The organism is Bacillus sp. CCNWLW194 (genome assembly GCF_037120585.1).
GTDB classification, from domain to species: Bacteria; Bacillota; Bacilli; order Bacillales; family Bacillaceae_G; genus Bacillus_A; species Bacillus_A basilensis.
On record NZ_JBBBBL010000003.1, the window covers coordinates 354292 to 368434 of the forward strand.

General features: G+C 37.7%; 12 protein-coding genes and 1 other annotated feature. Of the genes, 7 read left to right on the forward strand and 5 right to left on the reverse strand.

The genetic code is table 11. The features are described from left to right. Positions 1-93: 93 nt before the first annotated feature. Positions 94-276: a hypothetical protein gene (locus tag V7S50_RS08360; protein ID WP_063222421.1), complete on the forward strand. Its 183-nt coding sequence runs from the start codon at positions 94-96 to the stop codon at positions 274-276. 49 nt (positions 277-325) lie between these two features. Here V7S50_RS08360 and V7S50_RS08365 read toward each other — a convergent pair whose 3' ends face one another. Beyond that, a complete protein-coding gene (locus V7S50_RS08365) occupies positions 326-1450 on the reverse strand; it encodes an alpha/beta fold hydrolase (RefSeq protein WP_242252421.1) in 1125 nt (374 codons plus the stop codon). A gap of 152 nt (positions 1451-1602) precedes the next feature. On the opposite strand from V7S50_RS08365, the gene V7S50_RS08370 reads away from it, so the two are divergent. The 5 genes from V7S50_RS08370 (at position 1603) to V7S50_RS08390 (ending at position 6860) form a co-directional block, all read left to right on the forward strand. Further along, a complete protein-coding gene (locus tag V7S50_RS08370; protein WP_336376893.1) occupies positions 1603-3789 on the forward strand; it encodes a spore germination protein in 2187 nt (728 codons plus the stop codon). A gap of 17 nt (positions 3790-3806) precedes the next feature. Beyond that, positions 3807-4907, forward strand: a complete 1101-nt coding sequence (locus tag V7S50_RS08375) for a spore germination protein (RefSeq protein WP_242252418.1) — start codon at positions 3807-3809, stop codon at positions 4905-4907. Then, positions 4877-5962, forward strand: a complete 1086-nt coding sequence (locus tag V7S50_RS08380; RefSeq protein WP_242252416.1) for a Ger(x)C family spore germination protein — start codon at positions 4877-4879, stop codon at positions 5960-5962. The genes V7S50_RS08375 and V7S50_RS08380 overlap by 31 nt, the downstream gene beginning before the upstream one ends. Before the next feature lie 90 nt (positions 5963-6052). After that, entirely contained in the window at positions 6053-6238 is a 186-nt protein-coding gene (locus V7S50_RS08385; protein ID WP_048562050.1) for a hypothetical protein, read from the forward strand. Between the two features lie 199 nt (positions 6239-6437). Then, positions 6438-6860: a hypothetical protein gene (locus V7S50_RS08390; protein ID WP_000180547.1), complete on the forward strand. Its 423-nt coding sequence runs from the start codon at positions 6438-6440 to the stop codon at positions 6858-6860. 44 nt (positions 6861-6904) lie between these two features. Here the strand turns inward: V7S50_RS08390 and V7S50_RS08395 are convergent, their stop codons facing one another. Further along, positions 6905-7894, reverse strand: coding sequence for a hypothetical protein (locus V7S50_RS08395; protein ID WP_242252414.1), 990 nt, complete (start codon positions 7892-7894; stop codon positions 6905-6907). Between the two features lie 150 nt (positions 7895-8044). Between V7S50_RS08395 and V7S50_RS08400 the strand changes: the two genes are divergently transcribed. Further along, positions 8045-8473: a GNAT family N-acetyltransferase gene (locus tag V7S50_RS08400; protein WP_242252413.1), complete on the forward strand. Its 429-nt coding sequence runs from the start codon at positions 8045-8047 to the stop codon at positions 8471-8473. A gap of 27 nt (positions 8474-8500) precedes the next feature. Here the strand turns inward: V7S50_RS08400 and leuS are convergent, their stop codons facing one another. The 3 genes from leuS to V7S50_RS08415 form a co-directional block, all read right to left on the reverse strand. Next, a complete protein-coding gene (gene leuS, locus V7S50_RS08405) occupies positions 8501-10909 on the reverse strand; it encodes a leucine--tRNA ligase (RefSeq protein WP_242252411.1) in 2409 nt (802 codons plus the stop codon). A 65-nt stretch (positions 10910-10974) separates the two neighbouring features. Next, positions 10975-11197: a binding site (T-box leader), on the reverse strand. A gap of 188 nt (positions 11198-11385) precedes the next feature. Continuing rightward, positions 11386-12579 carry an MDR family MFS transporter gene (locus tag V7S50_RS08410; protein WP_242252409.1) on the reverse strand — a complete coding sequence of 398 codons (1194 nt, stop codon included), beginning with the start codon at positions 12577-12579 and terminating at the stop codon, positions 11386-11388. Positions 12580-12919: 340 nt separating this feature from the next. Further along, the gene (locus V7S50_RS08415) at positions 12920-14143 is read right to left on the reverse strand and encodes a cation:proton antiporter (RefSeq protein WP_242252407.1); all 1224 of its coding nucleotides are present in this window, start codon (positions 14141-14143) and stop codon (positions 12920-12922) included.

Here is a 14143-nt window from a genome sequence, read left to right on the forward strand (position 1 = left end):
ATTTCTCAATTTTCTCGCAAAACTTATTCTTTACAAACATAACTCTTGCATTGTATCCTCAATATACTTGTTTTATGAAAGGAGCCAATGAAAATGACACTTTTTCTTTTCATTATGGGCATCATTTTCTTAATCATTGCAATTATTGCTCTTAGTATGAAAAATAATAAAAAGATAAAATCACCACAAGAAATGTCATTCTTATTTCTATTACTCAGTATCGCATTCTTCGGTATAGCAATTGCCACATATATTTTCCGCCTACAAATCATGTAAAAAAAGGTGCCTACTACATACATTGCACCTTTTTCACATCATTTATTTTCTACGCAAAACTAGATACTTTCCGATTTAAAAACTCATGCAATTTCTTTTCAAATAAATGAATATCAAATGCTCCCGCCATATGCCCATTTATACTTTCTATCTCATACACTTCCGCATATTTCCCCTGTTTTTGCAAAATGTCTACCATTTTATAATTATAACGTGACGGCTGAAGCAAATCTTGTTTACACGGAATCATAAGTACATTTGCTTCTATATTAGAAAGAGCCTCTTCTAATGAAGAAAATCCATGCGCAATATCATGTAATAAAACTGCCTTCGCAGTGTACATCCACGAATTTGCATCTACTAACTCTATACTTCTATATGTCAGTTTGTTTATCTCTTTCTCAAATGTTGTTAATGCAGAAAACTCTTGATAAGGCGCCATTTCTATACTATTACGCGAGAATGCCGTTTCATAAAAATTCTCATCAAATGCGTTCATGAACATCATTCTATTTGCTAAATGAAGCCCCTTCATTGGCTGCTCTTCTCCATATTTTCCGCCCTTCCAACTTGGATCCAGTTGAATAGCCTCAATTGCATTTTGTGCTACATTTACTGACGTAATAATTGGATTTTGCGGATTCGTAATAACACCAATCATCCGCTCTACCATATGAGGATAGTGAATAGCCCATTGCTGCGCAATCATTCCACCAGCTGACGGTCCCGTTACAGCATATAACCTTGGGATTCCCATATCTTTTATTAACTCGTATTGCATACGAGCTACATCAAGAAATGTAAAAACCGGAAAATCCATTGCATATTCATCTCCAGTTTTCGGATTAATCGATTTCGGTCCTGTCGTAATCACATATGGGTTCTTCACCTGTACATTACAAAGATTATCAGTGCATATAACATAGTATTTATTTGTATCAATTGCTTTTCCCGGACCAATTAAACCATCCCACCAGCCAGATTCCTCATCATGCGCTGTATATTTACCTGCCGCGTGACTAGTTGCACTAAAATAATGACAAACCAAAATCGCATTTGACCTTTCTCTATTTAAAGTACCATACGTTTCATATCCCATTTGAACAGGAATTGCCCTACCGTTTTCAAATGTAAACTCCTTTAAAACAAACTTCTCTTTTTTTACAAATTGCACAGACTCGCCCTCTTCCCGTCATAGTATGTACTGCTTACTAAAGGATTTTTTCTATGCAAACTAATCTCCTCCTTCTTTTCATAAATAAATGAATAATATACAAAATTAGCCACAAAATAGCACTATATTACACAATCAAAGAGGGCATACATATGATTTGGAATTGGCTACGTAAGAAGAAAAAATCAAATACAACAGAGAAAAACGAAACAGGTAACTCGGAGCAACAACCTAGTAATCAAGAGGATGATAACAAAGAACAGACTAGAAGTATGAAACATAATAAAGATAGCAATGACGAGCAACAAAAAGAGGAAAACAAAGAATCTTCCCAGGATAAACAAGGTGACTCGACTCAAGATCAACAGCAACACTCTAAACAAAACAACTCGGATCAGGATCAGCAACAAGATTCTAAACAAGACGAATCTTCTCAAGGGCAACAGCAACATTCTAAGCAAGACGAACCGGCTCAAGATCAACAGCAACACTCTAAACAAAACAACTCGAATCAGGATCAGCAACAAGATTCTAAACAAGACGAATCTTCTCAAGGGCAACAGCAACATTCTAAGCAAGACGAACCGGCTCAAGATCAACAGCAACACTCTAAACAAAACAACTCAGATCAGGATCAACAACAAGGCTCTAAACAAGACGAATCTTCTCAAGGGCAACAGCAACATTCTAAGCAAGACGAATCTTCTCAAGGGCAACAGCAACATTCTAAGCAAGACGAACCGGCTCAAGATCAACGGCAACACTCTAAACATGAAAACTTGGCTCACGATAAACAACAACACTCTAAACAAAATAACTCGGATCAAGGGCAACAGCAAAACTCTAAAGGTAATAGTATTTATGATTTTACAAAACCAGAAAAAGACCGTATTCATTCTCTACAAAATTTAATAGAGAAGCTGAAAAAATCTAGTGATTTTGTTAATTACCATACATCTGACGATGAAACGATGCCTTATTGGATTTCTTACTATCGTCCTTCGCTTGATGGTGAAAAATTGCAAAAGTACTTAATGCCTACTCTTTTGGAACGACCTAAGGCTTCACTAGAAGAGCTGAAAGAACATATTCCGATGAGCGGCATTACAATTACGAACGATTTACAAAAAATTGAGGACATGGTTTTAAAGGGGCATGCGATTGTTCAAGTAAATCAACAAGATCAAAAATGTATGCTCGCAAATATTGCAATTGATAATTATCGTGCACCAACTCCACCTTTAAATGAATCGACTGTTATTGGTCCTCAAGAAGGTTTTGTAGAGGATATTGATACAAATATTAATTTAGTTCGAAAACGTCTTCCTGTTTTAGATTTACAAACAAAAGAAATGATTATCGGTGAGTTTTCCAAAACAAAAGTTGTCATGATGTATTTAGACAATCTTGCTGAAAAAGATAATGTAGATTTTCTCGAGGAATCATTACGCGCTCTTGAATACGATCAAATTAATGATAGTGCTTATATACAAGAATTGATGGGAGAAAAATCGATTTTCCCTCTCTATATCAATACAGAACGTACTGATAGAGTTACAAAAGCACTAATCGATGGGAAAATCGCTATTTTTGTTGATGGTTCTCCAAGTGTTTTACTAACACCTGTATCATATTTCGATTTTTTCATTTCACCAGAAGACTACAACGTCTCTTGGCTATACGCTACATTTTCAAGGATTTTACGCCTTATCGCCGTTCTATTCTCGATATGCGCTACACCGTTATACGTTGCAGTTTTAAATTATCATTATGAACTTATTCCGAGTGATTTACTTGAAACTTTGATTTTATCAAGGGCACAAGTACCATTCCCGCCTTTAATTGAAGCACTCTTTTTAGAACTCGCAATCGATTTATTAAGAGAAGCTGGCGCGAGGTTACCGATGAAAGTTGGTCAAACGCTCGGTATTGTAGGCGGTATCGTAATCGGACAAGCATCTGTACAAGCTGGTTTAACGAGTAACATTTTATTAATTATCGTTGCCTTATCAGCACTTGCTTCCTTTATTACACCTATTTATAAAATGGGTAATGCGGTTCGATTACTACGTTTTCCATTTCTTATCTTCGCGGAAATAGGAGGTCTCTTCGGGATTTCTCTTGGGTTTATCTTTTTATTTACTCATCTATTTAGACTTACTTCTTTACGCAAGCCGTACGCTTTGTTCTATCCAACAAGACAACAATCTGTTAAAGATTCTTGGATTCGTTTTCCTTTAACAATGATTGATACAAGGGATGTACAAGCAAGGCCACAACATGTAAAAAAAGCAGCGAAAGGAATTTCAACAAAACATAGATCGGACTTTGATGATTAAGAAATGAGGTGCATTCGATGAGTAAAGTTCAAGAAAAATATCAAATATCTCCTGTCTTTGTTTTCTTCTTAATTCACGGTGCACAGTTCGGTGCTGGCGTTCTTGGATTCGCTCGAATTATTGCAAAAGCTGCTGGATACGACGGCTGGATGGGAGTTTTAATCACAGGATTCTGTATCCATATTCTTATATGGATGATGTATTTTTTATTAAAAGAAACAAATGGGAATTTAATTGATTTACATCGGCAAACATTTGGAAAATGGCTAGGAAATGGCATTAGTATTATCTTTATGGCTTATTTTTTAATCGTCAGTATTTCCGTCATTCGAACATACGTTGAAATTATTCAAGTTTGGATGTTTCCTACCGCTTCAACTTGGATGTTAACACTATTTTTATGCTTAGTTAGCTACTACATTATTTCTTCTGGTTTTCGTGTCATTACTGGTATTTGTGTTATCTCTGTTGGTGGTACAATTGGGTATTTATTTCTTAGCCTATTTGTTTTGAAATACTCACATTGGGATAATATACTCCCTATATTCACACATTCTTTTTCAGATATTTTAAAATCCGCTCAACTGTCAATCTACAGTATGACCGGTTTTGAGGTTTATCTCATGGTTTATCCGTTTGTAAAAAAACCTATGCAGTCTCATAAATACGCTCAATACGGGGCACTATTTTCAAACCTTCTATATTTATTTAGTACCCTTTTAGCATTTACATTTTTTAGTGAGAAGCAATTATTAAAAACAATATGGGCACAGCTTTCCATGACTCAAGTCATTCAATTACCATTTATAGAAAGGCTCGAATATATCGCAATTTCCGCTTATGTACTCGTTATTATTACAAGTTTTATCCTTCCTTTATGGGCGGCAATGAGAGGAACTCATGAAATATTTCGTGTAAAACAAAGGGGTGTTCTAATCGCCTTTATCCTTATGACCCTCATTGTTTCACAACTTTTAACAAACAGACATGATATTAATAATTTTATTAGTAATGCATCAAAAGTTAGTTTTTGGCTCATTTATGTATACATCCCAATCCTATTTATCATTGTGTGGGTGAAAAGAAAATGGAAAAAATCAAAAGCACAAGCAAATTAATACTTATTTCTTGTATAACATTCTTCAGTCTAACTGGATGTTTACAAAAAAATATTATCGACGATGTACAGCTGATTCAAGGAACCGTTTTTGATGCAGCAAAAGATAATAAAGTAAAAGTAACATTCGTTTGTCCGGTTCAGAAAAAAGGAAATAAAGTTCAAGTTTTTGAAGGAACTGCAAATGCGGTAAAACAAGTAAAAGCAAACACATCTTTAGAGTCTTCTCAACCATTTGCTAGCGGGCAAATGCGTGTTGCTCTATATACGATAAAACTTGCCAAAAAAGGAATGTCTACTTCATTCGATACATTACTTCGAGATGTGAACATAGGGAACGCTTTATATGCTGCTTTATTAGAGGGGAATGGTACTGAACTTTTAAAAGGCAAATATTCGACTTCATACAACGTTGCAATTTATATAAAAAAATTGCTAGAACATAATATGGAGACCGGTCCTTTACCAAGAGATAATCTGCATGTAGGAGCATTCCGTTATTATCAAGAGGGGCAAGACTACTATATTCCAATTTTAAAGAAACATGGTGATAAAATAAAAATCACCGGAATTGGTCTTTTTAAAAAAGATAAATATATCGGTAAAATTGCGCAAGAAGATATGTTCATATTTAAAGGACTATTAGAGAAACATAAATTAGATTCACATGAATTTAAAACGGATTCAGCGTACGTAATGATTAATAATATTCGTTCTGTTCCAACTTACGATATAAAAATTAAAAACGGGAAGCCTTCTTTTTTCATTCACGTTCATCTTGATGCACGTATTCAAGAACTATCAAAACAAATTAACTTAGAAAATAACAAGAACACAAAAAACATTCAAAAGGATGTCCAAAAACAATTAGATATACAAGCAGCTAAATTAATTAAGCAGTTTAAATCTCTAGGCGTTGATCCCCTGGGACTAGGAGCAAAATATAAACACCATTATCGCCCATTCAAATTAGAAGAATGGAGACGAATGTATAAAGATGTTCCAATTCATATAAAATACACCGTAAATATTACAAATTCTGGTGTGATTGAATGAGAAATGATTGAACTCCTCTCTCCAGCATGATACAACGGAAAGAGGAGTTTTTATTTTAGATAGAGAGAGAAGATATTTATGGGGGAGCTTATGTCTAAAAAATTAGTAAAGCCTATTTTAAATGGTATTTTATTTCTCGGCGTCTTTTTATTTGCTCATACATACTTAAAAAATGTTTCCTTCACACGTTATTTACTTGTCGTTATACCAATGTTGCTCGTTGGTATGTTTGGCATCGACCTTATTTTATCCATTTTTATAAAAGAAGAAAAATAACGAGCAGGGCCGTCCCAAAAGTATTCCGGGATGGCTTTCTTTTATTAACAGGTTATGTCATGTTTTGTCGTTAAGTTGATATAGTCTTTTACTATCGCTATCTTAACTAAAAGATAAAACTTTTAGACAGTCCCTTTTCATTTCATAATCACCCTATGTTACAATGAGATTCGGACAAAGCGAGAAAGGATGAAACAACATGACAAACGAAAAAGGTTTAGATAAAGGATACGAACTTGTTGCAAAAATGCATGAAGAGTTCGGACATCCTGTGACAAATACTCCAACAAAACTAACAGAAGAGCGTGCAAAAATTCGTGCTAGCTTTATGCAAGAAGAGCTAGAAGAATTTCTAGAAGCAACGACTGTTGAAGATCAATATGATGCGCTAATTGACCTTATTTACTTTGCATTCGGCACGTTTGCCGAAATGGGCGTACGTCCTGATAAAGGGTTTGAAATTGTAAATAACGCAAACATGGCAAAACTATTCCCTGATGGAAAACCTCGATTCCGCGAAGGCGACGGCAAAATTCTAAAACCAGAAGGCTGGCAAGCACCAGAGCCACAACTTCGTGCTGAAATCGAACGTCAACGCCAAGAAGCTGAAAAAAACTGCTAGGATTTCCTAGCAGTTTTTTATTATGTCTTTTTTTCTGCCATTCATTAATGACCCACGTGTCCAGCGTGCCCTGCTGCTCCACCAATGCTAGCTGCTCCTGCTGCTGCCCCTGCTCCTCCTGCTCCAATTCCACCTGTCCAAGGAGAAGATTGTTGTTGATATTGTTGATATTGTTGGTGCTGTTGACCATGGTGGCCTTGATGACCTTGATGGCCTTGGTGACCTTGGTGGCCTTGGTGACCTTGGTAGCCTTGGTGACCTTGGTGACCTTGGTGGCCTTGGTGACCTTGGTGACCTTGGTGACCTTGGTGGCCTTGGTGACCTTGGTGGCCTTGGTGACCTTGATGGCCTTGATGACCTTGATGACCATGGTGACCTTGATGACCATGGTGACCTTGATGAGTTTGATGAGTTTGATAAAGAACAGCCTGTGGATGTATATGATGATGACCGTGGTGATGTACTTGTTGTTGATGATGTCCATGATGACCATGGTGACCTTGATGGTGGTGATGTCCATGATGTCCATGGTGACCTTGATGGTGGTGATGTCCATGATGATCGTGGTGACCTTGATGGTGGTGATGTCCATGATGTCCATGATGACCGTGGTGGCCTTGATGGTGGTGATGTCCATGATGACCATGAACAACTTGCGGAAACCCACCTATCCCTCCTGCTACAACACCTACTCCTGGTACCGGAAATCCTGTTTGTACTCCTCCAACGAAAGATGGGAATGTAGTTGGTGCTCCTACTGGAATCCCTGTCTGTACGCCAGCTACTGATGTTGGAAAGCCTCCTGTTACTGTAGGCATTCCAGCCCCTGATGTCGAAAAACCTCCCATTGATGTAGGCATTCCAGTTTGCATGCCAGCTACCGATGTTGGGAATCCTCCTGCTGCTCCGCCCATCCAGCTCGGAATTCCGCCATATCCTTGTTGACCTGCCCCTCCCATTAACATCATTTGTTCATAACTATCCGATCCACCTCCGAAAAATCCGTGTGGTGCATTATTGTCCATCCCTTTCATTCCTTTCACCTCTTCTACTCAATTTAGCCTACCTTTTTTATCATATTTCCTATAGAAAAATAGGTGTTTGTCTGTATTGGAATTCCGCTCCTTTTTCTTCATTCATGGTAAAATTAATTAACTGAATATTTTTTCTAGGGGGTGTTTCTATTGAAGAACGTAACAAAAGCTTCTATCAATGATTTAGATTCAATCGTACATATAGATATTGATGTAATCGGAAATGATAGCAGACGAAATTATATTAAGCACACTATTGATGAGGGACGATGCGTCATCGTAAAAGAAGATAATTTTATTTCCGGTTTTCTAACATACGATACAAGTTTCTTTGATTGTACTTTCCTCTCATTAATCATTGTTTCGCCAGTAAAAAGAAGGCGAGGCTATGCAAGCTCGTTACTCTCATATATGTTAAGTCATTCTCCTACTCAAAAAATATTTTCTTCAACGAACGAATCAAATGAAAGTATGCAAAAAGTTTTTAGTGCGAACGGTTTTATACGTAGTGGCATAATTGAAAATTTAGATGAAGGTGATCCAGAGATTATTTTCTACACAAAAAAGCTCAGAGCATAAATACTCTGAGCCTTTATTTAGAATGAATTAGTTTGCAACAACGTTAACAAGTTTGCCAGGAACAACAATTACTTTACGAACTGTTTTCCCTTCAATTTGGTCTTGAATTGCTTCAAGTGCAAGTTCTTCCATTTCGTCTTTTGATGCATCTTTACTCATTGTTAGTTTTGCGCGAACTTTGCCCATAATTTGAACAACGATTTCAACTTCATCTTCTACAAGTTTAGACTCATCAAATGTTGGCCAGCTTGCATATGTGATTGTTTCATTGTAACCAAGCTTGCTCCATAGCTCTTCCCCGATGTGAGGTGCAACTGGTGCAATCATTTTTACGAAACCTTCTACATATTCTTTCGGAAGTGTTTCAGCTTTGTATGCATCGTTGATGAATACCATCATTTGAGAAATCGCTGTGTTGAAGCGAAGCTCTGCATAGTCTTCTGTTACTTTCTTCACTGTTTGGTGGTAAGCTTTTTCAAGCTCTTTATTTGGTGCATCAGTAATTTTCTCGCTTAATTCACCGTTATCTTGAACAAATAGGCGCCATACGCGGTCTAGGAAACGACGAGCTCCGTCAAGACCATTTTCAGACCAAGCGATTGAAGCATCTAATGGTCCCATGAACATTTCGTATAGACGAAGTGTATCTGCACCGTGGCTTGCTACGATATCATCTGGGTTTACAACGTTACCTTTTGATTTACTCATTTTCTCGTTGTTTTCACCTAGAATCATACCTTGGTTGAATAATTGTTGGAATGGCTCTTTCGTCGGAACTACACCGATATCGTATAATACTTTATGCCAGAAACGAGCATATAGTAAGTGAAGTACAGCATGCTCTGCACCGCCAATATAAATATCAACTGGAAGCCATTGTTTTACTTTTTCAGGATCTACAAGTGCTTCGCTATTGTTTGGATCGATGTAACGTAGGTAATACCAGCAGCTACCAGCCCATTGTGGCATTGTGTTCGTTTCACGACGACCTTTTTTACCAGTCTCAGGATCTACAACATTTACCCACTCGTCAATGTTAGCAAGTGGTGATTCACCAGTACCTGAAGGACGGATGTTTTCTGTTTTCGGAAGAACTAATGGTAATTCTTCTTCTTTCACAGCTGTCATTGTGCCATCTTCCCAGTGGATTACTGGAATTGGCTCACCCCAGTAACGTTGACGGCTGAATAACCAGTCACGTAGACGGTATGTTACTTTTTGATTTCCTGCGCTCGTTACTTCAAGCCATTCAATCATTTTTGCGATTGCTTCTTCTTTATTTAATCCATCAAGGAATGCTGAGTTTACGTGAGCACCATCACCTGTGTATGCTTCTTTCGTAATGTCTCCGCCTTTTACAACTTCCTTCATTGGAAGGTTGAACGTTGATGCGAATTCATAGTCACGCTCATCGTGAGCTGGAACCGCCATTACAGCACCTGTTCCGTAAGTTGCAAGAACGTAATCAGCGATCCAGATTGGCAATTTCTCACCATTTACTGGGTTAATTGCGTAAGCACCAGTGAATACACCAGTTTTTTCTTTCGCAAGTTCTGTACGCTCTAAATCACTCTTCATTTTTACAGAATTAATGTAAGCTTCTACAGCTTCTTTTTGCTCAGCAGTTGTAATGTCAGCAACAAGTGCATGTTCTGGAGCAAGTACACAGTAGCTTGCGCCAAATAGTGTATCAGGACGCGTTGTGAAAACTGTGAATTTCTCATCTGTGCCATCGATGTTGAAGTGTACTTCTGCACCTTCAGAACGACCGATCCAGTTACGTTGCATATCTTTTAAGCTTTCTGGCCAATCAAGCTCATCTAGATCTTCTAATAGACGATCTCCGTAAGCTGTAATTTTTAACATCCACTGTCTCATCGGACGACGCTCAACTGGATGCCCACCGCGCTCACTCTTACCATCAATGATTTCTTCGTTTGCAAGTACTGTACCAAGTGCTGGACACCAGTTTACAGGTACTTCATCAACGTAAGCTAATCCTTTTTCAAATAGTTTTAGGAAGATCCATTGTGTCCACTTGTAGTAGTTTGGATCTGTTGTATTTACTTCACGGTCCCAATCGTAAGAGAAACCTAATGATTTAATTTGGTTACGGAACGTATTAATATTATGCTCTGTAAATTCTGCTGGGCTGTTTCCAGTATCAAGTGCATATTGCTCTGCTGGAAGACCGAATGCATCCCATCCCATTGGATGAAGAACGTTATATCCTTGCATACGCTTCATACGAGATAAAATATCTGTCGCTGTATAACCTTCTGGATGTCCTACGTGTAGACCTGCACCTGATGGATATGGGAACATATCTAGTGCATAAAATTTTGGTTTTTCTGTTTCATCTGGCGTACGGAATGTTTTATTCTCTTCCCAGTACCCTTGCCACTTCTTCTCAACTTCTTGATGATTAAAGCTCATGAGATACCCTCCTTGAAATTTCATTTATTTTCACCGCCCAAAATACAAAAAACCTCTCATCCCTAGAAAGGGACGAGAGGTTATAGATTCCCGCGGTACCACCCTAAATTAATGTACAAAAAATATACATTCGCTTAGATCCGTAACGTGGATTAACGGCAATTGCTACTACTAGTTTCACAACCGCAACTCAAAGGCGAGTTCATAACGAAACGTGGATTGACTTGCACCGACCGTCAACTCTCTAAACCAGCTTCTATTACTACTACTCCTTCTCACTGTTATTACAAATATGAGTGAATGTGAACTACCCTCAACTTCGTATCTCATAAGAGCTTACTTAAAGCGGGGCTTCTCGGTTAATCGTTACTCTTAATAACGAACGAATTCGTCTTAAGACAGCCGAGCTATCTCCCTTGTCCCAAAGGTTGTTTTATTTAAATATATTCTAAAACATGTTAACATGTTCCGTCAAACTAAACTGCAATTTTTTCTTCAACTGTTTCTTCTACTTTTACTCGTTTATCATAAATGCTCGTTGCTATAAGCGCTACTACAAGCATTACCATGATTGCTATAAACAATACTTCCATATTGTATAAATCAACAATCGCTCCGCCAACGACTGGTCCGAACATTTTCCCTACAGTCGCCGCACTATTTACAATGCCTTGATAAAAACCTAACTTATCTTTTGGTGCAAGTATATTTGCAATTGTCGGCACTGCTGGCCAAACAAATAACTCACCAATTGTTAAAGTTACCATCGCAACGAGGAACATCGTAAATTGCTGCGCTTGGCTTAGCACAATGAATGACGCCGCAAAAATGAAAATCCCAATCATAATTTGTTGTTTTAAGGAACGCTTCATCCAGCGAATTAACATACTAACTAGCGGCTGCGCACAAACAATCATCGCTCCGTTTATCGTCCACAATAAACTGTAGTGACGAAGGCTAATGTTTAATTCTTGCATATGTGTTGCAATTGCCCCTTGCCACTGTACGTATGTAACCCAGCATAAAGCATATGCTACACATACGATAAGAAGTGCTTTGAATCCTGGCGTAAGTGACCAGCCTTTTTCCGTTTCGCCTTCTTTTTGCGCTCCTGGCTCTTTCTTGTCTTCCATACCACGGAATCCAATAAAAGCAATTAAGAAGAAAACAAAGTATAAAATAAAGTTCGCTAAGAAAATATAATCAAAACGATACGATGCAACTAATCCACCACACGCTGTTCCGATCGCAATACCAACGTTTTGTCCAACATACATCGCATTAAATGCTCGTCTTCCGCCCTCTGGCCAAACCGTACCAACCATCGCATACATCGATGGGAAGACCATTCCAGAACCAAAACCGATTAACGCTAGCCATACAACGTATAAAGGCCAACCGTGGAAGAACACAAGACCTAAAATCGATACAAGTGTAATCACAATCCCTACTAAAGTTGATTTATAACCGCCCCATTTATCAAATAAAACACCGCCGAGCAAGTTTCCGATTACACCAGTAAGCGAGTTGATCATTAATACCATTCCGGCCACAGATAAAGATTTCCCTAGGTGATCATGCAAATAAATTGTATTAAAAGGCCATAAAAAAGAAGCACCCGTGACATTAATAATCATCCCAGCTACTAATAGCCATACTTTCCTTGGCATAGTCTCCCCTCCTATTCTATTTTTTTCGTTCATCTATAACAGTAAAATTGTAGTCGTTTTTAAATAGGAAGGCAACTGATTAATAGTTGATGAAATTCAGATAATGGTTTGTTAGTAAATGAAATGATATTGATTGCCGTTTGAAAATATATCAGCGATTTTGGAAATATATCGACTGCAACTCAACATATATCAGCGATTATCAAATTATATCGGCGCAACTCAACATATATCAGCGATTATTAAAATATATCGACTTACCGGCAAAAAAAACGCCAACAGTAACAATATATAAAAAAGAAGAGACTGCATGAAGTTCATGCAGTCTCTCTTATTTATATTATCCAACTTCTTTTTCTCGCTTTGCACGTTCTTTAGCACTCCATTTAAATATTTTATCTAGTAAGGAGTATATCCTACCAGATTCTTTCGTTAACAAAGGTCCTAACGATGCCAATATTAAAACATATAAAGCCGAGAACGGTTTGATTGTTGCCAGTAAGCCGCCTGCAATTCCAATATTCGCAACAATAATGGAGAATTCTCCGCGTGATACGAGTGTTAAACCGATATTCGTAGAAGCCTTATGGGATAACCCGGCTTTACGTCCCGCAATCATTCCAGCAGTAAAATTACCGATTAGAGTAATGAAAACTGCTCCTAATGCCAACCACACTGCTCCTCCAAGCGAAAATGGATCTATACTTAAACCGAAGCTGAAAAAGAATATGGCTCCAAAGAAATCACGGAATGGGACGACGAGCTTCTCAATTCGATCACTATGCTCCGTTTCAGAAAAGACGAGTCCTAATAATAACGCTCCAATCGCCTCAGCAACGTGAATCGTTTCTGAAAATCCTGCTACGAAGAATAAAATAGCAAATATTACGATAATGAAAATTTCGTTAGACGAAATATCTAATACTTTATTTAAAAACGGCGTAGCTTTTCTAGCGATCACAAAGAATAGTAGCATATACCCTACTGCGAGTAGCACCGATGTAAGAGCACCTACAAATGATGTTGCCCCACCAAGTACTAAACCTGAAACGACTGATAAATATACAGCTAAAAAAATATCATCAAACATAATGATTCCTAATATTAATTCAGTCTCTTTATTACCAGATCTTCTTAAATCAACAATGACTTTTGCAACAATTGCACTTGATGAAATCGTAATGATTCCAGCAATAATTAACGTTTCTAGTAAGGGGAAGCCCATCACATATCCATAAAGCAAACCTAATATGAAATTAAGTGATATGTGGACAGTCCCCCCGAAAGCAATTGATTTTCCTGATTTAATTAATTTTTTTATTGAGAATTCTAAGCCTAAATAGAATAGGAGGAATATGACGCCAACACGTCCGAGGAAGGAAATAACTTCTCCGCTTTCAATAAATCTTAAATCGATAAGTCCTAAATCTGGGGCATGAGGCCCCACTAACATACCGAGTATAATAAGAAACGGAATAATCGAGAACTTTAACTTCGCAGCGAGGATAGCTGCAAAAGCGACTAATACTAACGCAGTTCCAACTTCAAAGATTAAAGTATCCAT

What these genes read in the sequence shown, in the direction of transcription:
- V7S50_RS08375 (WP_242252418.1), top strand. Translation starts at nt 3,807, where the DNA reads ATGAGTAAAGTTCAAGAAAAATATCAAATATCTCCTGTCTTTGTTTTC.
- V7S50_RS08415 (WP_242252407.1), bottom strand. Translation starts at nt 14,143, where the DNA reads ATGGATACTTTAATCTTTGAAGTTGGAACTGCGTTAGTATTAGTCGCT.
- V7S50_RS08410 (WP_242252409.1), bottom strand. Translation starts at nt 12,579, where the DNA reads ATGCCAAGGAAAGTATGGCTATTAGTAGCTGGGATGATTATTAATGTC.
- V7S50_RS08380 (WP_242252416.1), top strand. Translation starts at nt 4,877, where the DNA reads ATGGAAAAAATCAAAAGCACAAGCAAATTAATACTTATTTCTTGTATA.
- V7S50_RS08385 (WP_048562050.1), top strand. Translation starts at nt 6,053, where the DNA reads ATGTCTAAAAAATTAGTAAAGCCTATTTTAAATGGTATTTTATTTCTC.
- V7S50_RS08360 (WP_063222421.1), top strand. Translation starts at nt 94, where the DNA reads ATGACACTTTTTCTTTTCATTATGGGCATCATTTTCTTAATCATTGCA.
- V7S50_RS08370 (WP_336376893.1), top strand. Translation starts at nt 1,603, where the DNA reads ATGATTTGGAATTGGCTACGTAAGAAGAAAAAATCAAATACAACAGAG.
- leuS (WP_242252411.1), bottom strand. Translation starts at nt 10,909, where the DNA reads ATGAGCTTTAATCATCAAGAAGTTGAGAAGAAGTGGCAAGGGTACTGG.
- V7S50_RS08390 (WP_000180547.1), top strand. Translation starts at nt 6,438, where the DNA reads ATGACAAACGAAAAAGGTTTAGATAAAGGATACGAACTTGTTGCAAAA.
- V7S50_RS08395 (WP_242252414.1), bottom strand. Translation starts at nt 7,894, where the DNA reads ATGAAAGGGATGGACAATAATGCACCACACGGATTTTTCGGAGGTGGA.